17 protein-coding genes are annotated in these 18,892 nt (G+C 72.1%); 12 read left to right on the forward strand and 5 right to left on the reverse strand.

Features of this window, described 5'->3' with window-relative positions; genetic code table 11:
- Positions 1–180: 180 nt before the first annotated feature.
- Positions 181–765: an HD domain-containing protein gene (locus LV79_RS13880; RefSeq protein WP_253836287.1), complete on the reverse strand. Its 585-nt coding sequence runs from the start codon at positions 763–765 to the stop codon at positions 181–183.
- Between the two features lie 307 nt (positions 766–1,072).
- Between LV79_RS13880 and LV79_RS13885 the strand changes: the two genes are divergently transcribed.
- Entirely contained in the window at positions 1,073–1,744 is a 672-nt protein-coding gene (locus tag LV79_RS13885) for a hypothetical protein (RefSeq protein WP_253836289.1), read from the forward strand.
- A 189-nt stretch (positions 1,745–1,933) separates the two neighbouring features.
- Here LV79_RS13885 and LV79_RS13890 read toward each other — a convergent pair whose 3' ends face one another.
- Complete coding sequence (locus tag LV79_RS13890) at positions 1,934–3,325, reverse strand: PepSY-associated TM helix domain-containing protein (protein ID WP_253836291.1); 1,392 nt, start codon at positions 3,323–3,325, stop codon at positions 1,934–1,936.
- A gap of 263 nt (positions 3,326–3,588) precedes the next feature.
- Between LV79_RS13890 and LV79_RS13895 the strand changes: the two genes are divergently transcribed.
- Both LV79_RS13895 and LV79_RS13900 read left to right on the forward strand, forming a co-directional pair.
- Positions 3,589–4,059 (forward strand): response regulator, encoded by a 471-nt coding sequence (locus tag LV79_RS13895; protein ID WP_253836293.1) that lies wholly within the window; start codon positions 3,589–3,591, stop codon positions 4,057–4,059.
- Positions 4,060–4,155: 96 nt separating this feature from the next.
- A complete protein-coding gene (locus LV79_RS13900; RefSeq protein ID WP_253836295.1) occupies positions 4,156–4,626 on the forward strand; it encodes an ATP-binding protein in 471 nt (156 codons plus the stop codon).
- A 78-nt stretch (positions 4,627–4,704) separates the two neighbouring features.
- Here LV79_RS13900 and LV79_RS13905 read toward each other — a convergent pair whose 3' ends face one another.
- Positions 4,705–5,232, reverse strand: coding sequence for a hypothetical protein (locus tag LV79_RS13905; protein ID WP_253836297.1), 528 nt, complete (start codon positions 5,230–5,232; stop codon positions 4,705–4,707).
- A 165-nt stretch (positions 5,233–5,397) separates the two neighbouring features.
- Between LV79_RS13905 and LV79_RS13910 the strand changes: the two genes are divergently transcribed.
- From LV79_RS13910 to LV79_RS33860, 3 genes are all read left to right on the forward strand, one after another.
- Positions 5,398–6,945, forward strand: a complete 1,548-nt coding sequence (locus tag LV79_RS13910; RefSeq protein ID WP_253836299.1) for a cation:proton antiporter — start codon at positions 5,398–5,400, stop codon at positions 6,943–6,945.
- 139 nt (positions 6,946–7,084) lie between these two features.
- Positions 7,085–7,321: a hypothetical protein gene (locus tag LV79_RS13915; protein WP_253838583.1), complete on the forward strand. Its 237-nt coding sequence runs from the start codon at positions 7,085–7,087 to the stop codon at positions 7,319–7,321.
- Positions 7,318–7,839: a HEAT repeat domain-containing protein gene (locus tag LV79_RS33860; protein ID WP_285470203.1), complete on the forward strand. Its 522-nt coding sequence runs from the start codon at positions 7,318–7,320 to the stop codon at positions 7,837–7,839. Before LV79_RS13915 ends, LV79_RS33860 begins: the two co-directional genes overlap by 4 nt.
- Here LV79_RS33860 and LV79_RS13925 read toward each other — a convergent pair.
- Complete coding sequence (locus LV79_RS13925; protein WP_253836307.1) at positions 7,836–10,319, reverse strand: CapA family protein; 2,484 nt, start codon at positions 10,317–10,319, stop codon at positions 7,836–7,838. The genes LV79_RS33860 and LV79_RS13925 overlap by 4 nt on opposite strands.
- A 110-nt stretch (positions 10,320–10,429) precedes the next feature.
- Positions 10,430–11,371: a hypothetical protein gene (locus LV79_RS13930; protein WP_253836309.1), complete on the reverse strand. Its 942-nt coding sequence runs from the start codon at positions 11,369–11,371 to the stop codon at positions 10,430–10,432.
- Between the two features lie 249 nt (positions 11,372–11,620).
- Here LV79_RS13930 and LV79_RS13935 point away from each other — a divergent pair, with 249 nt between their 5' ends.
- The 6 genes from LV79_RS13935 to LV79_RS13960 all read left to right on the forward strand — a co-directional run bounded on the left by LV79_RS13935 (position 11,621) and on the right by LV79_RS13960 (position 18,890).
- On the forward strand, positions 11,621–13,834 hold the full coding sequence (locus LV79_RS13935) for a HAMP domain-containing protein (RefSeq protein ID WP_253836311.1): 2,214 nt from the start codon (positions 11,621–11,623) through the stop codon (positions 13,832–13,834).
- Positions 13,831–16,029 (forward strand): poly-gamma-glutamate synthase PgsB, encoded by a 2,199-nt coding sequence (pgsB, locus tag LV79_RS13940; RefSeq protein ID WP_253836313.1) that lies wholly within the window; start codon positions 13,831–13,833, stop codon positions 16,027–16,029. The genes LV79_RS13935 and pgsB overlap by 4 nt, the downstream gene beginning before the upstream one ends.
- Entirely contained in the window at positions 16,026–16,508 is a 483-nt protein-coding gene (locus LV79_RS13945; protein WP_253836314.1) for a poly-gamma-glutamate biosynthesis protein PgsC/CapC, read from the forward strand. The genes pgsB and LV79_RS13945 overlap by 4 nt, the downstream gene beginning before the upstream one ends.
- 4 nt (positions 16,509–16,512) lie before the next feature.
- On the forward strand, positions 16,513–17,595 hold the full coding sequence (locus tag LV79_RS13950) for an NlpC/P60 family protein (RefSeq protein ID WP_253836316.1): 1,083 nt from the start codon (positions 16,513–16,515) through the stop codon (positions 17,593–17,595).
- Between the two features lie 174 nt (positions 17,596–17,769).
- Entirely contained in the window at positions 17,770–18,174 is a 405-nt protein-coding gene (locus tag LV79_RS13955) for a hypothetical protein (RefSeq protein ID WP_253836317.1), read from the forward strand.
- A gap of 506 nt (positions 18,175–18,680) precedes the next feature.
- The gene (locus tag LV79_RS13960; protein ID WP_253836324.1) at positions 18,681–18,890 is read left to right on the forward strand and encodes an MbtH family protein; all 210 of its coding nucleotides are present in this window, start codon (positions 18,681–18,683) and stop codon (positions 18,888–18,890) included.
- Positions 18,891–18,892 lie beyond the last annotated feature (2 nt).

Consider the following 18,892-nt stretch of genomic DNA (forward strand, 5'->3'; position numbering starts at 1 on the left):
GCGCGAATTCCCTAAACACCGTTCCCACTTCCCACTGTTTAACACTTCCCGCCGCGCTGCCCAGCGGTTATGACGCCCGCATTGCCGGAAGATCGTCACTTCGGCGCCGATTCTCGTTCCACGCGCTGAGATCACCCATTCGGAGTGGAGACCGCGCCGGTCGCCATTGGTATTCGCGCCTCACGCGACGGGGTGAGCCGCCTGGTAGGCCAATCGGCGGTCCGCGTCGTCGGCGATCCGCCGGAGTTCGTCGTCGAGCGCCATGAACGCCTCCCACGGCTGTTGCCCGCTGGCGCCCGCGAGCCGCTCGATGACGAGCCGCTCCAGGTCGTCGACCCGCTTGCCCTTCCACACCTTGTCGGCGAGGGTCACCAGCAGGTCGTCGAGAGTGGACTCGGCGTGCCACGACGCGTGGTCCCGGGCGAACCGGGCCAGGTCCTCGGCGACACCGGCGCGCAGCAGCAACGCGTACCCGGCCGGTTCGTGCGCGGAGCCCGGCCCGGAGAGCTCCTCGGGGTGCTCCGCCTTGCCGATGTCGTGCGTGGCGGCCCCGAACGCCACGGCGTCCCGGTCGACACCGGCGGTCGGGTAGCTCGCGGCGACCCAGTCGATCAGGAGCCAGGCCACGTCGTGCACGGCCCGCAGGTGCGCCACCAGCCGCGGCGAGGCGTGGGCGCCGATCAGCAGGTCGACCACCTGCTCGGGCAACGGCCGGAGCGCGGGTTCGCAGGTCTCGGTGGCGATTCGTTCGATGTGCCCAGTCACCTGGAGAGGTTACGGGAAAAGCGATCCGCAGGTGCGGAGGCGCGGTCGATCCCCGATAGGGTGACGCCGTATCGATCGACTCTCGACGGAGAAGCTGGACGCCGCCTTCGGCAGCAAGACCGTCCGCGACCTGGGCGCCAACAAGTACTTCGCGCTCGCCGCCGCCCTCGTGGCGCTCGAGCAGTCCGCGAAGTAGGTCGAGCACGGTACCGGCGGGGGCCCGGACCAGGCTCCCGGGTCCCCGCCGGTAACGCTTCCCGGACCTCGGCGATGCAGGGGGAGATCATCGTCGGCCGGAAGAGACCCCATGACCAGTTCCAGCGCGTCCCCCACTGTCCTGCGGCGACTCGGCGGGCTGTGGTACTTCGTCGTGATCATCGCCTCGCTGGGGCTGTTCGCCGTGGTGCCCTTCGTGCACGTCGCGACCCGACTGCGCCGCCGCTCGGTGTGGGCGTGGGTGGCCGTCTACGCGGTGGTGGACGCCGTGATCCTCTACTTCATGCCCCAGGGCAAGACAGTCGCCGCCGCGCCGATCCAAGGAATCCTTGCCTTGGTGGCGATCGCGACCGCCATCGCGGCTTGCGCCCAGATCGCCCCGCTGCGGCGCGAGGCCTACGGCCTCCCGTCGAAGGTCCGCCCCGGTCCGGCACCGGATCCCGCTGTCGCCCAGGTGCTGGCCGCGCGGGCCCGCCGTGAGGAAGCCCGGAAACTGATCTCCGCGGACCCCTTGATGGCCCGCGAACTCCACATCGGCCGCCCCGACCTCCCCCGCGCCTACGACGACGGCGGCCTGGTCGACCTGGCAACCGCCCCCGCCCCCCTGATCGCCGACACCTGCGGCCTCACCACCGAGGAAGCCAACCGCCTCATCGCCCTCCGAGGCACCTTCACCACCATCGACGACGCCATCGTCCTCGCCGACCTCCCCGTCACCACCTGGGACCGCATCCGCGACCGCGGCGTCGTCATCATCGCTTGATCGCAGACGTTCGGGCCCCGTGGCTGTGGCGTCCTCGCACTTGAGCGGGCCAGGAACGCTGCAACAGCGTAGTTGTGGACGGATGTGTCCACCTCGAGCATCCCGTCTCCTCGGGTAGACGGCGTCCGGACCATTCAGCGAAACGACTCCGGGGCGGTCGCCAACGACCGCCCTGGAGTCCATTGTGGTCTAGTCAGTCGTAGTCAGGGCCTCCGGCCGCTTGGTCGTCCGTCGTCGCCACGCGCCGATGGTGGCGTCGAGGATGAGGAAGGCGATGAGGCTGAGGCCGAGTAGGGGGATGGCCCAGCCGATGGCAATAAGGACTAGAGGTGCGGGGACGAGGAACCAAAGGGGGAGTTGTTGCCAGGCGCCGCGTTGCGGGGCGGTGCCTGCGGGGGCTCGGCGGTCGGAGCGGGTGGGGCGGCGTTGCCACCACATGCGGTAGCCGAGGACGATGAGCGCCAGGATCGCGCCTGCCAGGAGGAACAGCGCGATCTGGTTGGCGATGCCGAACAGCCGTCCCATGTGGGCCTGGATACCGTAAGACGACAGCTTGGCCAACAACGGCCGATCCGCGAAGTCGGCGCGAGCCGTGACAGCAGCGGTACTCGGGTCCACGGCGACCTTGTCCAGCCGAACCGGCCACGTGTTGTCCACCTGGGCGACCGTCCACGCGGCATCGCTGGACGCCGTGATCTGCACCGGTCCGTCCAAGCCCGCGGCCCGGGCCGAGCCGAGGACCCGGTCGAACGTCGCCGGATCCGAGGGTGCCGTGCCGCCTCCACCGTGGTCCCCGTGCCCGGACAGCTCGGTGTCCAGCGTCGGTGCCTTGGCGTTCAACGCCGTGAGCGCCGCCGCGAAGTTCTCCCCGGCGTACGTCGACCACGTCAACCCGGTCGCGGACAGGAAAAGCGCGCCGATGAGTGTCCACATGCCCAAGGTCGCGTGCCACGACCGCGTCCGCCGCACGCCCTTGGCGCCCTTCTCCGGCACCACGAGCGTCCGCCGACGCGCCTTGCGCTGCCGGGCCAGCCACAGCACGACGCCCGCCAGGGAGATCACCCACAGCCAGCTCGCGGCGAGTTCCGAGTACAGCCTGCCGGTCTCGCCCAGGTTCAGGTTCCGGTGCAGTCCGTCGAGCCACGTGGTGACCGGAGTGGACCCGAACCAGGTCGTCAACCGGCCCTGCACCCGCGCGCTGGATGGGTCGACGTACACCGTCGTCGAGTGCTCCTCGGCCAGCCCTGGTGCGGAGAACACAACCTGCGTCGTCGCGTCCGCCTCGCCGACCAGGACCCCTGTGACCGTCCCATCCGGCACCGCCGCCTGAGCCGCGGACACCTGCTCCGCCAGCGGTCGCGGCGCACCTGTCGAGGCGGCGGTCAGCACGTCCCCGTGGAGCAGGTCGTCGATCTGCGGTGTGAACGCGTACAACAGGCCCGAGGTGGCGGCCACGACCAGGAACGGGGCCACGAGGATCCCGGCGTAGAAGTGCAACCGGCGCAGCAGGGGGACCACCGACCAGCGGGTGGCAGCCGGGGTCTCGCGAGTACTCACGTCGTCGAGCGGGGGAGCGGACATCGAACACCTCTTACCGGGACAGGGGACCTGAGGCAGTAGTCGCGCGCGGACGCCTCGCGGTTCCCGGACATCCCAGGTGGGCGGCCCTGTTCGACCATCGAGGAACTCCGGCGGGTGAAAGTCCCATTAAGCCGATATGCGTACCCTGGGGCGTGCCCCGAATGGTGCCCGTGGGTCGGTGCGGCGTGGCGCTGGGGCATGACACGATCACCGGGTGTCGACCGCGCCCGGTGCGCTCGACCGCACGGTGTGGAGGAGTGCCCATGGACGACTCGATGACCTCGCGCGGCGCGTCGACCGAGCCCGCGCCGCCGGTGATCGACGTGCTGCTGGTCGAGGACGACGAGGGCGACGTGATCATGGTGCGGGAGGCGTTCGAGCAGCGCGGCCCGGCCACCCGGTTGCACGTGGTCAACGACGGCATCGAGGCGGTGGCGTTCCTGCGCCGCGCCGAGGGGTACGCCGACGCGCCGAGACCGGACCTCATCCTGCTCGACCTCAACATGCCCCGGATGGACGGCCGCGAGGTGCTCGCCGAGGTCAAGGCCGACCCGGCGCTCACCGCGATCCCGGTGGTCGTGCTGACCACCTCGGCGGCCCAGGAGGACATCCTGAGCAGCTACAGCCTCTACGCGAACGCCTACATCACCAAGCCCGCCGACCTCGACGAGTTCCTGGACGCCGTCGGCAAGGTCGATGAGTTCTTCGGCGCCACGGTCACCCTCCCGAACTGACCCCGGCCTGCTCGCGGGCCCCGTCCCGACCGGGCACGAATCGATCACCGTGCCGGGTACCGCCGGGGGCGCTAGGGTGCCAGCGGGGAGGATGACGTGCTTGACGACTCCGCCGCGGCTGATCCCGCGGCCAGGACACCGGCGCCCGGCGGCTCGACCCTGAGCGCCTCGTCCCTGCGCGTCGAGATCACGGCGGTGACCGAGGACGTCCCCGTCTTCCGGGCCGCGCTGCGCGCCTGGCTCACCGCCCGCCACCTGCTCGACAGCCGCGGCGAGGACATCCTGCTCGCCGTCGACGAGGCCGTCGCCAACAGCGTCGAGCACGCTTACCGCGACACCACCCCCGGTCCCGTGGTGCTCACCGCCCTCACCCTCGCGGGGACCACGACCGTGCGTATCTCGGTCGCGGACCGTGGCCAGTGGCGGACCCCGACCCCGGAGCCCTCCCCGGTCCCGCTGCGCGGCCGCGGCCTGAAGATCATCCACGCCGTCGCCGACGTCGTGCACGTCGACCGGGGCACCCCCGCCCTCCCCGGCACCACGACCACCGCCGAGTTCACCACATAGCCACCTGGCGGGCGAGTCCCCGGGCGTTGTCTGTCCTTTGTGTCGCGTGCTTCTGCGGCTGTGGGATTTCGCCGACGGTCAGAGGAATGTTGTCTGTCCGATCGGGACGGTGAGGCTGGACAGGCCGCCCAGAGCGCAGCCGAGGTTCGGGTTGGCGGCGCCGACGGTCAGGGAGGTGGTGCCGGTCAGCGGGCCGCTGGTTTGCTTGGTCTGCAACGTGACGAGGCCGTTGAGGGGGTTGGTGTTGACGGTGAAGTCGAACGTGGTGTGACCACCTGTCGGCGCCCAGTCGATGGTGGCTCGGCCGGTGATGGTGGCCAGGAGGTTGCAGGGCACGCCGCCGAGGCTGACGACTGATCCGGTGGCGTCGCTGACGGTGCCGGACTGGAGGTTCGAGTAGTTCCCGCTGGGGGACAGGCAGTTCACCACGTTCGCGACACCGGTCACCGAGGCGGTGGTCTGGGTGGCGGTGAGGGCGGGGCTGAAGCTGAGCTGGACGTTGACGTTGCAGGTCGGCTCGACGAGCGCGACCTGCGCTGGTGCGGCGGGGAACAGGAACCCGACGAGGGCGACGACCGCCGCGAGGGCTGGGCGAGCGCTGGGCATGGGTGAGTCCTCTCCGTGGTGATCGCGTACCTCGGACCACGGTGGTTCCCTGCGGGGGCGGCGGCAATCCCCTTAACACTGTCGCCAGTCGACTTCACCCACTCGGTCAGACGGCCATTACTCGTCGCGGTGCGGCCGGGTCGGGGCACGTCCTAGAGTGGCCGGGTGAATGGCGTGCAACTGCTGTTGATCGTCGGGGTCGGCATCGTGGTCACCGCGTTGGCGCGCAAGCACCGGGTGGAGCCGGGGTGGATGATCGTGGTGCTCGCCGCCGGGGCGTCGTTCATCCCGGGGGTGCCGCGGCTGGAGCTGGACAGCGAGCTGATCCTCGCGCTGGTGATCCCGCCGCTGCTGTACTCGGCGACCCGAGGGGCGTCACTGGCCGCGTTCGGCGCCAACCTCCGGGCTATCACCTACCTGGGTGTCGTCACCGTCGTGCTCACCGCCGGGGTGCTCGGCTGGCTCTCGTCGCTGCTGCTGCCGTCCATCGGGTTGGCCGCCGCGTTCGTACTCGGGTCGGTGCTCGCGCCGCCGGACACCATCACCACGGTCTCGCACGGCGACGAGATGGGCCTGCCGAAGCGGGTCACGTCGATCCTCACCGGCGAGAGCCTGGTCAACGACGCGACCGCGCTGACCCTGTTCAGCATCGCGGTGGCGGCGGTCAACGGCGCGCACGCGACGTGGCTGGGCGGGTTCGGCGAGTTCGTCCGCAACGCCACCATCGGCCTGGGCATCGGGGCCGTGTTCGCCGGGGTCGCGCTGGTGATCCGCAAGCGGCTGGGCAACCCGACGCTGGAGACCGCGCTGACGCTGCTGCTGCCGTTCACCGCCTTCCTGACCGCCGAGGTGGCGCACGCGTCCGGCATCCTCGCCGTGGTCGCGGCCGCGTTCTCGATGAGCATCAACCTCGCGCTCGACCCCAAGCACCAGTACCCCGGTGGGCACCGCACCCGGCTGCAGGAGGACAGCGTCTGGCGGGTGATGGACTTCCTGCTGGAGACGTTCGTGTTCGCCTACATCGGGCTGCAGCTCAAGTTCGTGCTCACCGACCTCGCCGCGACCGAGGAGACCGGGCTCGTCCGCACCCTGGTCGCCGCCGGGGTGCTGCTCGTGGTGGCCATCGTGTTCCGGATCGTGGCCGTGTTCGGGCTCTTCGGCCGGTGGACCCTGCACTACCGCCGAGCCGAACGCCGCGCCGCCCGCGACCCCCGCTTCCAGCGCGCCCGCGCCATCCGCAAGGCCCGCCGCGGCGGCGAACCACTCCCGCCCCCGACGACCAAGGAGACCGCCCTCGTCGGCTGGACCGGCATGCGCGGCATCCTCACCCTCGCGGCCGCCGCGGCCATCCCCGAGCTCACCCACGAGGGCACCCCGTTCCCCGGCCGCAACGAGATCCAGACCATCGCCCTCATCGTCACCCTCGGCACCCTGCTCATCCAGGGCACCACCATCAGCTGGCTCGCCCGCAAGCTCACCTTCGACCTCACCGCCGAGCACGCCGCCCACGCCAACGACCTCACCCTCGGCCGCCACATCCTCGCCCAGGTCCCCCACCACCCCAACCCCACCGACACCTTCGACTCCCAACGTCTCGCCCTCGGCAAAGCCGTGGCCGAACGGCGCCTCCCCGAGGACACCGCCCGCCACCTCATCACCGAGATCGACCTCCACGAAGCCGCCCACGGCGCCACCCAACCCCACGGCCACTGACCGGCGATATCGGTTCGACAGGTGGGTGATACTGCGGGCGGGAGGTCGGTATGGCTCAGGGTGGGAGGGTGGGATGACTCAGGGTGGGAGGGTGGAATGACTCGGGGGGGGCCGGTATGACTCGGGGTGGGAGGGTGGGATGGCGCTGTTCACGCATTTGACGGCGGAGAAGAATGTGGCGGGGGTGCGGCGGGCGGGGATCCGGGGGCGGCGGGTGTTCTGCTTGCCCGCGATGGTGCCGTACGTGGTGTCGCACCAGTGGTTGCGGGAGGTGCGGCGGTGGAGCGGGCAGTGGACCTATGTTGCGGTGGACTTCCGGGTGCCGGATGACCAGGTGGTGCTGGTGGGGCACTACAACGGCCGGAGCGGGAGATGAGTGCGGCTCAGGCGATCGCGGTGGTGCGGGCGCGGGAGGACGCTCGGGGGTACCAGGTGGTGGTGCCGCGGGCGATCGGGCGGGCGGAGATCCACCGGGTTCGGCACGTGCGGCAGGTGACCGGGTGGCGGTACGAGCCCGACGCGCACGGGAAGGTGCCGTGTTCGTGCATGGCGTGCCTGCCGGTGGGGGCCTACGGGGCGGTGGGGATCCGGGCGCGGTTCGGGGACGACTGGGTCATGCCGAGCAAGCCGGAGCTGATGGATCGGCTGGCGGCGGCGGTCGCCGTGGACGAGATCGTGGACGTGCTGTGGTACCTGGGGTTCCGGTCGCGGGGGGCGCCCGAGGACGTGGCGTACCTCGCCGACCACCCGAGCCCGAAGGTCCGGACGGCACTGGCGGGGGTGCTCGCCCGCTACCGGGGCCGCGCCGCCGTCACCCTGCTGCGCAGGTTGGCCGACGACCCGGACGACGAGGTACGCGAGGCGGCGGTGGAGAGCCTGACCGGTGAGGGTTAGCGGGCTGTTGAGTCGAGGACTGTGTACGGCAGGGTGAGGGAGACGTTGGCTGTGTTGCGGGCCACGGTGTAGGGGCCGTACGTCTTCGACATGCCTGTGGCGTCGCGCCATTCGATGACGCGGAAGTCGTCGATGTCCAGCCAGGTTGCCTGGCCCGCGGGGGGCGCGTCGAGCCGCAGGTAGGGCAGCACCATGTTGCCCTGCGCCGAGCCACTGTCCAGTTCGGACAACGGTAGGTCCACCACGACCTGGTGCCACTGACCGTCATCAGGCAAGTCGAGTGGCTTGACCAAGGTGGCGACCACCTCCGACGTCGGGTCCTCGGACAGTCGGCCGTCGTCGAAGTGGTAGATGTCGAGGCGGAGTTCGGCGGTCGCGCCGGGGGAGCGGCGGACTCGGGCGGTCAGGGAGTAGGACGGGTCCGGGTCGGTGGACACGATCTTGCCGCGGTCTTCCCGGTACGCGCGGTGCCGGGGCAACGCGATTCGGGACACCGGCCTGCTGCGGACCCCGTCGCCGTCCTTGGCTTCCAGGCGCAACCCGCGTAGACCTTCGGCCGCGCTCTCCGACCGGGCACCCTCGCGCTTGCTGTCGATGCTCCAGTGGACCGCCTCGCTGACCGCGCCGTCCGCTGTCTCGTCCTCGAACCGCCCCCACCGGTACAGGTCGCGCCCGACGTCGACGCCCTTCTCCGCGCCCGGTTTGACCAACGTGCCCGGACCCACCGGCGCAGGCAGGTCAACCACCTGCCGTGGAGCCAACTCCGCGCGCTGCGGGCTCTCCTGGCGCGGCTCCGACACGATCTCGCCGGTGTGCCGCGAGATGACGATCTGCGCGGGTTTCGTGTCCGAGTCCGGTGTGTACGGTCGCGTCCGCACGTCCCCGGAACTGGTGCGGTAGCTCTCCAACGGCAGCAGCCCGCGCTCCCACACGCCGGTCAGCACCGACCGCGCCGCGGAGTCCGTCACCGGGGTCGGCTTGTAGTCGACGATCTCCAGCGGGAACAGCCGCGCCTCGAGGAGCCGGTCGCCCTCCCACACGGTGCGCAGGAACGCGCTGGCGAAGGAGGCGAAGAAGTTCTGGTCGAACACGAAGTTGCCCAGGCTGTAGGCGATCAGCTTGCCCTTGTACCACTCCACCCCCTGCAGCTGGTGCGGGTGGTGGGCGACCACGATGTCCGCGCCCGCGTCGATGGCGGCCCGGGAGATCTCCCGGATCGAGTCCGACGCCGCGTCCTGCAGCTCGAACCCGGAGTGGACCTGGACCATGACCACCGAGTTGGTCGCCGCGGCCTGCTGGATCTGGCGCGCCGAGGTCGTGTCGTCCCACAGCGCGGCGCCGCCGTGCCCGCGCCGGGCCACCAGGTCCTGCACCTGCGGGTAGGCCTTCTCCAGCGACGCCCACAGCGCCGCGACCCGACCCGCGTCCAGCTTGCCCTCGGCCGCGCTGAACCGGTCCCACGCCTCGCGGATGCGCCGGGGCGCCACCGGGATCCCGGCCTCGGGGAACCCCCACGACCGCTCCTCGTACTGCCACTTGTCCTCCGGCGGGAGGTTCGCGGGCGGCTTGACCGACGCGGCGGGCAGGCTCTTGTTGACGAACGACCCCTCCAGGCTGGTGTACGCCAGCACCGCGACGCCCGCGCCGTTGATCTGCCGCTGGTGCGGCGCCGCGGCCTCGGTCTCGTCGGCGCCCGCCCCGACCGCGGCGATCCCGGCGTCCTTCAACGCGGCTCGCGTGTCGGCGATCCCGGCGTCGAGCAGGTCGCGGGTGTGGTTGTTGGCCATCACCGCGACGTCGGTGGACAGCGCTCGCAACCCGGCGACGGTCTGCTTGGCGGACTTGAGGATGTTGCGCTTGCCCGGGTACGCGCTCTCGATCGCCCGGTCCGAGACCACCGTCTCCAGGTTCACCGTGCGCAGGTCGGCGGCGGCGAACGCGGGCGCGACGGCGGCGACGACGTCCTCGGCGCCCGCCGCGGCGTCGTTGTCCGGGATCAGCGGTTCGTCCTGCTCGCCCGTCTTCTCCGGCGGCGCCGAGTACCGCCTGCCGAACATGACGTCGCCCGCGGAGTGCACCACGACCCGGTTGCGGCGGTCGAGCAGCCGCACGGTGACGACCTTGCCGTTGTCGGACCACCCCAGCGGCACCGGCTCGCTGAGGTGCCCCTCGGCGCTGACCACGGCCATCGCCGGGCCGGACAGCACGGGCGCGCGGGCCTCGCCGGAGTCGTCGGTGGACAGTTCGACCGGCCGCGCGACCGGCGCGTGCACCGCGACCCGCGCGCCGGACACCGGCTCCCCGGTCTCGCCGACGACCCGCAGCGACACCGCGATGGCGCCGCTGCCCGCGGGGCGCAGGCAGTCGTCGGCGCAGTCGGTGCCGCTCACCGCGCGCACCACCACCGCCGCCGTCGCCAGCACCACCACCGGGATGGCCACGAACGGCCACCGGTGTCGCAAGGTCGCCACGAGACCCACGCGCGGTCCTTTCACTGAATAGAAGGTGCGACCGGCGGCTCAACCCCAGTTGATCACTACCCGTCGCCAGGTCGCGGCGTACGTTAGCCCACCGGGGTGGTCGCCACCGATCACCGCTCGCGCAGGGTGTTCTCGATCACCCGGACCAGCTCGCCCCACCGCTCCGGGTCGTCCCGGGTGGTCCGGTTGACCTCGATGTGGGCGAACGGCGCGCCCTCGCGCGCGGCCGCGATGCCCTGCACGTTGCGCCGTCCTTCCAGGTCACCGCACGCGCGCTCCCACGCCCGGCACACGTCCAGTTCGGGCCCGCCGGTCTTCTCGCGGGAATTGCCGGAACTGCCGGTTCCGTCCACTCCGTCCGCGATTGCCGACGCGGGCCACAGCGAATCCGTCGCACCTGGTGAGAGCACGACGTCCGCCGAGGGGAAGCTCGCGTCGTCGAACCCGTGCAGCTGCACCTGCGGCACTTTCGCCCGCGAGTGCGCCTCGGCGACGGCGCTGAACATCGAATCCTCCCGGTGCGCGACGTCGCCCGCCCCGTTGGCCACTCGCCGGTGCGTGCCGGACACCGACAGGACGGCGCCGGGCAGGCGGCGGAACAGCTCCACGCCGAGCGCGTCGGTGCCCAGGTCGTTGGCGGGGTGGGGGACCTGGATGGCGTACCGCGTCGGGGCCGACAGGTCCACCACGTACAGGCCCCAGCCGCGCTCTGCGTTGGGTTCGCTGGCCACCACCGCATAGGACCTGCCGGTTCGTGTGTCCACTCCCACATCGACGGAAAAACCCAAGGGGGTCAACGCCTCCCGGGTCTCGGCCACCTCGGAGGCCGCGTCAGCCCCGCCCGCACCCCGGCCCAACTGCGCCAACGCGCCGGTGAGCGCCTCGCGCTGCGCGTCGCCGGGCGGCCGGTACGGCGCGTTCTCCCGCAGCGCTGTGGCGAAGTCGTGCACGCGAGCCGCGAGTCCCGGCTCGGGGGGCGTCCTCGGCACCGTGCCGACCTCCGGTGAATCGGGCAGCGAGACCAGCACAACAGCTCCCACCAGCAACGCCACGCCGATCCCCACGGCCACTCGCCATCCGGGATGTCGCCGACGGCTTGTCACGGGACAGATTGTGTTTCACCCTTTCAGGGCATTCGCTGCGTGATTGGCGGACACCCGATCGGGCGGGAGTCACACGTTCTGGTGCAGAATCTAGCGAGTTGTGATCGGGAATGGCGCTTTCGGGGGGCGCCGCTCACTCAGAAGATGGTCGGAGAATCAGTGGTGCGGCAGAGGGCTGTCACGGATGGTGACGACCAGGTGAGGCGGTTGGCGGCGCAGCTGCCCGAGGCCGGGTTCCCGGCGTCGGCGCGCTCGTTGCCCACCGTCGTCCTGGTGCTGTTCCTGCTGCTCGCCGGGGCGACGGCGGTGCTGCTCGACGCCGACGGCGGCGGCCGCGTGCCGGACGCCTTCCTCGACTCCCAGCGGCAGATCGCGCAGGGCACCGCCCGGTCGATCGGCGCGGGCGCCAACCAGGGCCTGGCCGACCTCGGTGCCGCCGCGCGCGGTGTCACCGGCGCCGTGGACCCCGCGCTCGACGCCCTGGCCCGCGACCGCAGGTGGCGCGGCGTCGCCGTGCTGTCCGGTCCCAGCCGCTCGTTCACCGCCACCCGCGGCGAGCAGGTGCCGGTGACCGCGATCCCCGCCTCCGTGACCGCCCCGACCGTCACCGCGAGCACCGCGCCCGGCGGCGAGGTCCTGCTCGTGGCCGTCGTCCCGCTCACCGACGGCAGGCTGCTGGCCGCCACCTCGGCCGTCCGGCTGCCCGAGCCGTCCAGCGACCCGCTGCTGCGGCAGTCGTTCGTGCTGACCACGCTGTCGGGCACGGTCGTCGCGTCCACCGGCCCGGTCTCCCGCAAGGAGGTCCAGGGCGTCGACGGGTCGATCGCCGACGCGGGCAAGGCGGCCACCACGGCGCCGGGCACCCTGCTCGGGCCGGTCGCGGGCGACACCCAGACCACGCTCGCCTACGCCAGGGTCGCCCCGTCGGCCAGCCCCGAGAGCCTCGACCTCGCCGTGGTCGCCGTCGCCGACGGCCCCGTGGTCGGCGGTGGGTCGCGCGGCGCGGGCCTGATCCCGGCCGCCGCGCTGGTGCTGATCGCGCTGGCGGGCTGGTACGGGGTGCGCCGGGCCATCACCGGCCCCATCCTGCGCGTCCGCGCCGACCTGCTGGCCCTGGCCGCGGGCAAGGTCGGCACCCGGGTCCGCGGGTCGCGCACCGACGAGGTGTCCCGCGTCGTGGCCGCCGCCCGCGCCTGCCGCGAGAAGATCAGCGGCGGACCCGCAACCGACTCCCACGCCCGCCCCCGCCGCACCGTGACCGCGCGCAAGGCCACCGCCGTGGTCGTCGTCCCGGTCCTGCTCTGGGCGGGCGGCATGCTGGTGCTCTCCCGCACCGGCGACGTCGAAATCCCGCCCACCATCGTCGCGAGCACCCGCGCGCAGACCGCCATGGCCACCGAGGCGCTGCGCCGCAGCGTCAACGACGGGCTCGCCGACCTGGTCGCCGTGGCGGGCACCGCCAAGGGCGCCGACGCGGTCAAGAGCGGGCTGGAGGGCCTCAAGGTCGCCCACACCCGGTACCGCAGCCTCTACGTGGTCAACGCGGCTGGCGAGGCGGGCGAGCCCGTCGGCAGGCCGCCGCTGCGCACCACCGAGCCCCCGGCGAAGTCCGCGGGCCTGCGCCAGCAGAACCACGCGGGCCGGGTCCCGGTGCTCTTCGCCGAGGCGCCGCTGGGTGGCCGGGGCGGCTCGCTGGTCGCCGAGTTCGACGTCGAGCACATCGGCACCCTGCTCAGCCACGTCCCCGGGCACGCCCGCGTGGTCGACCCCGACTACCGCACGATCGTCGCCACCGACGGCTACCTCGCGTTCGAGGAGGTCACCGCCGCCGGGCTGCGCTCGGGGGTCGAGCGGGCCCGCGGCTCGGGCGTGGTCGGCGACATCGCCGAGGGCGCCTACGGCACCGGCATCGTCGCCGCGGCGGCCGTGCTCGGCGGCGAGGTCGGCAGGCTCGGCTGGACCGTGGTCACCGAGAAGCCCGCCACCGAACTCGCCCTGCCGGTCAACAAGATCCGCAAGCACGCGCAGATGGTGGCCCTGCTCGCCGCGCTGATCGCCCTGTTCGGCTACGGCTGGCTGCTGTTCGCCACCCTCGGGCCGCTGCGCCGGGTCGCCAGGGACGCCGACCAGCTCGTCGGCGGCGACCTGCGCTCGGTGATCTACCCGCAGCGCCACGACGAGGTCGGCACCATCGCCTCCTGCCTGGAGATCTGCAGGCAGGCCGCGGTCGACGGCCGGGGCCGCCTCGGCGAGGTCCGCCGCCCGCACGGCGCGGCCACCGACCTGACCCAGGTCATGCGCGCGATCAAGGACGATCCCGACGACGACCTGGACCGCTCGGGGCCCATCCCCATCCCCGACGCGCGGCGCCGCACCCCGGCCCGCCCCGGAGCCGGGAAGGGCCGCGCGTGACCTACCTGTACCTGGTGTTCCTGGGTGCGGTCGGGGTCCTGCTGGCCGCTGGCGTGCTCGAACAGCGCAAGCACCTCGCCCACCTGCACCGCATCGAGCAGCGCGTGCTGGTCAACGGCATCCGCGGCAAGAGCTCCATCACCCGGCTGTGCGCGGGCGCGCTGCGCGGCGGCGGGCTCGTCACCACCGCCAAGACCACCGGCACCGCCGCCCGGTTCATCCACCCCGACGGCAGCGAGGAACCCGTCTACCGCAAGTGGGGCATCGCCAACGTCGTCGAGCAGATCGGCATCGTCCGCCGGGCCGCCGCCTACCGCTCCGACGTGCTGGTCATCGAGTGCATGGCGGTCATGCCCGACCTGCAGGAGATCAACCAGAGCAAGCTGATCCAGTCGACCATCGGCGTGCTGTGCAACGTCCGCGAGGACCACCTCGCCGAGATGGGCCCGACCCTCGACGACGTCGCGCGCTCGCTGAGCCGGTCCATGCCGGTCGGCGGGGTGTGCGTGACCGCAGAGCGGGAGCGGCTGGAGATTCTCCAGCAGGAAGCCGACAAGCGGGACTGCGAGCTCATCGCGGTCGACCCCGAGTCGGTGACCGACGCGGAGATGGCCGGGTTCAGCTGGGTCACCTTCAAGGAGAACGTGGCGATCGCGCTCAAGGTCGCCGAGCTGCTCGGCGTCAACCGGCAGCTGGCGCTGACCGGCATGTGGTCCGCCCCGCCGGACCCGGGCGTGCTGTCGGTGCAGACCCGCGCCGCGGGCGACAAGCGGGTCAAGCTGGCCAACGTCTTCGCGGCCAACGACCCGGAGTCCACGTTGATGAACATCGAGCGGCTGCTCGACCAGGGGTCCATCAGCGCGCCGCTGCACGTGGTCATCAACTGCCGCCCGGACCGGGTCGAGCGCAACCGGCAGATGGGCGCCCTGATCGCCGAGATCGCCCCCGACCGCGTGATCCTCATCGGCGACCCGACCCGCAGCGCCCGGGTCAGCATCGACGACAAGTGGCAGGACCGCGTCAACGACCTCGGCGGCGCCCGCCCCGCCCACGAACTCCTCGACGCCATCCTCGCCGACATCGACACCACGGCGTCCCTGGTCACCATCGGCAACATCCACGGCCAGGGCGAACTGCTGCTGGAGGTCTTCGAGGGCTTGGAGGAGGTCCCGGCGGACGCCGCCGACCAGGCCCCACCGGCCCCGGCCCCGATCCCGCCGGACCCCCGCAGGCCCGAGCCCGTGTTCGACCGCGGCCGCCAGCGCCGTCACGGACCGCCGCCCGGCGCACGCCCTCCCGGCCTGTTCCCCGGTCAGCGCCCTCCTGGCCAGTTCTCCGGCCCGCGGCCCCAGCACTCGGACCAGTTCCCAGGTCCGCAGCCTTCCGGTCGGTTCGCCGTGCCGCCTGGTCCGGGGCAGTTCCGCACCCCGCCGCCGCAGCCCTCCGGCCAGGTCCCCGCGCCCAACCAGAACTCCGGTCCCCGACCCGCACCCACCCGTCCACCTGGGTCTGACTCCCGTGCCGGGATCGCCCACCCCGCTGACCCCGGTCGCCCCAAGCCGCCGGGGGACAGGTCGGGGTATGTCGACCCGCCCACCCAGTTCCACGGACCTGCCGGTGACCCGCCCGTGCGGTCGCGGGCGGCTCAACCGCCCACCGAGTCGCCCAATCCCGGCGAGACGCCTGCCCGGCAGCGCGCGGCAGCGCCGCCTGACCGGGAGCTACCCCGGAGGCCACGCCAGCCTGAGCCGCCGACGGAGTTCCACGGCGCCGTCGGGGAGTCGACCGGTCAGTCTCGGCACGCCAGGCCTCAGCGGCCCCACCAGCCGGAGCCGCCCACCGAGTACCGCGGCCCGGTCGACCCGCCCGTGCGGTCACGTCCACCTGAGCTGCCCACCCGGTCGCGGCGGGTGGAGGGTGAGCAGGGGGGTTGGCCGGACAGTTCTGGCGAGCCGCCCGCGCGGGGGCGGCGGCGGGCTCCTGAGCCGCCTGGTCCGCCGGTCCGCGGTGAGGTCGAGCCGCCTGCTCGGGGTAGGCAGGTCGAGGGGGACCAAGAGTGGGCCCGGCGGTCCGGGGGGCGGCGTGAGCCGGTCCAGAAGCCGCACGTCGACCATCCCGATCCGACCACCCGCACCCGCCCGCCCGGTCAGGTCGATCCGTCCGAACGCCACCAGACGCCCAGGAAGCAGCCATGAACCCCGCAACACTGGCCCCCGAGGTCGCGACGCTCGGACTGGCCATCGGGCTGGTGTTCTCGTTGGCCTGCTACCTCACCACCAACCTGTCCCCGGGCGGGATGATCACGCCCGGCTGGCTCGGCCTGACCCTGGTCGAGGACTACCGCCGGGCGCTGATCGTGGTGGTGATGAGCGCGCTGACCTTCGGCGTGGTCAAGCTGCTGCAGCGGGTCGTCATCCTCTACGGCAAGCGGCTGTTCGCGGCCGTGGTGCTCACCGGGGTGCTGCTGCAGACCACGCTGTTCCTGCTGATCCAGAGCGACTTCCCGCTGCTGTTCTCGCACCAGACGCTGGGCTTCGTGGTGCCGGGCCTGATCGCCTACCAGCTGGTCAGGCAGCCGCCGGTGATCACGATCCTTGCCACCAGCATCGTCAGCGCGGCCGGCTACGGGGTGCTCGCCAGCGGGGTGCTCGCGGGGCTCGTGCCCACCGTCTGATGTGATGTCTGCTTCGACCGAGTCCGACCGAGGGGGCGACGACATGGACGCGAGCGAGAGCACGACACCCAGCGGGCCCGACCGCCGGACCCGGTTGCTGGTCGCGGGCGGGGTGGTCGCCGCCCTGGTCGCCGGGGTCGTGGTGTGGTTGTCGACCCGGTCGGCCGAGCCCGCGACACCCGAGGTCAGCACCCTCAGCGGCGGTGACGGCGGCGGCGAACCGGTCTACGAGCGGCTCGCCGACCCGGACCGCACGATGCTGCGCGACACCGCGGGCGCCGTCCTCGCCGTGTTCACCGACGAGGCCAGGACCGCGGTCATCACCGGCCCCCGGCGCACCTTCGCCGAGCCCGAGGCCACCGCGGCGACGGTCACCACCACCTCCTGGGTGCGGCTGCTGCCCCGCCCGTGGGCGGAGGGCGCCGAGCACGCGGACTGGTTCGAGCAGTGGTGGGCCACCGCCCGCGACGACACCAGCCCGGACGTCCTGCAGGTGGCCACCGAGTACCTGATCGGCGCCCCGGACGCCCGGGACGAGGCGGGCGTGCGCTACCGCGGCGACGCGTCGTTCGGCCCGGTCAAGCCGACCGGGGTGGGCAGGCAGGAGCAGTCCGACTTCTACGACTACCTCGGCGTGCCGTGGGAGTTCCCCGACGGCCCGTCCGAGCAACCCGACAAGAGCCGCTACGGCTCGGTCGACTGCTCCGGCTACGTCCGGCTGGTCTTCGGCTACCGGCTCGGGATGCCGCTGCTGGGCACCAACACCCAGGGCCAGGGCATCCCGCGCCGCGCCTACGCGATCTCCGAGTTCGGCCCCGGCGTGGCACTGGTGCGCAACCAGTTCCGCCGCGCCACCGAGTACTCCCGCCTGCAACCGGGCGACCTCGTGTTCTTCGAGGTCGAGGACGACCCGCAGACCCTCGACCACGTCGGCATCTACCTCGGGCTCGACGACCGGGGCCACCACCGGTTCGTCTCCAGCCGGGAACGCATCAACGGCCCCACCCTCGGCGACGTCGCGGGCACCTCGCTGCTCGACGACGGCGGCCACTACTCCACCGCCTGGCGCTCCGCCCGCAGGCTCTGACGACTGGCCTTCCGGCTGTGACGTCTGGCCTGCCGGCTCCGACGACTGGCCTTGCGGCTCTGACCACTGGCCCGCTGGCTCCGACAACTGGTCCACTGTGGAGGGCGACCCTTGTGGACCGATCGCGGACCTGGTGCGATGGCGCGGCCACCACGACCACGACCGGGAGCGCCGATGACAGTCCACGACCCGCTGTTGGCCGACTGCCTGCGTGACCACCAGGCGGGCGGCTATCCCGTGGCGCACGTGGTCGACTCCGTCTGTGTCTGCGGTGGACGGGAGTTCCGGGTCGCTGTGGACGACACGCAGGGGTGGGCTGAGCGGTTCTGCGTGGCGTGCGAGGAGATCACCGCCATCGCCGACAGCGCGGAGCACTGGGACCACGCGGAACCGGGGGAGTGCGAGTGCCCCTGCGGCGGCGGGACGTTCGCGGTCGCGGTCGGCTTCGCCGAGTACGCCGACGGCGAGGTCCGCTGGATCAGCGTCGGCCTGCGCTGCCTGACCGACGACGCGGTCGGCGTCTACACCGACTGGAAGATCGACTACGGCCCTTCGCGGCACCTGCTCGACCACGCGTGATCCCGGCGCGACCGTCCACCGGGTGACCAGACGCCCGAATTCTCCCCCGGGACGGTCGGGTGGACATAAGTGGCCTGCGGCAAAATTCAGTCCGAATTCGCCGCCGGTTCGCCACGTAATCGAGCGCCAGCCCGGTCGTGGGTCAATGCCAATTCGGACCGACCGGGTCAACGCAATGCTCCACCGGGCGGGGGACGGGGGTGCGCGGCGGAATGGGGGCGGACCGGTCGGTCGGGGTCGATCGCCGCCCCCGCGCGGTGCGATCCCTGCTATCAGTAGGAAAACCCGGGTGCCCGCCGAGTTCGGTACGTGTTTCGGCCAGGGGGCGCGGATTACCCCAACGGCCGCTTCCTGCGCCGAATGGGTGGTGTGAACCCGACCCGTTGTCGGGTGTTGAGACAGGCTGTTACGTTCCCCCGGTGGCGTGATCGAGCGGCCGAATTCAGGCGGGATTGTCCGATTCTTTCGCGTCCACGGCAGGGGGAGTTCCATTCGAGGGAGGTCGTGTGGACATCGACGCGCCGGAAACCGGGTTCGTGGTAGTGGTCAACGGGGAGGAGCAGTACTCGGTGTGGTTCCTGGACCGGGAGGTGCCCGCCGGGTGGCGGGCGACCGGGGTCTCGGGGAGCAAGGCCGACTGCCTCGCCCACATCGACCGGGTGTGGACCGACCTGCGCCCGGCGAGCCTGCGGCTGGCCATGGACGCCCCGGCCTGACC

It is taken from the genome of Actinokineospora globicatena (assembly GCF_024171945.1).
Classification (GTDB): Bacteria; Actinomycetota; Actinomycetes; order Mycobacteriales; family Pseudonocardiaceae; genus Actinokineospora; species Actinokineospora globicatena.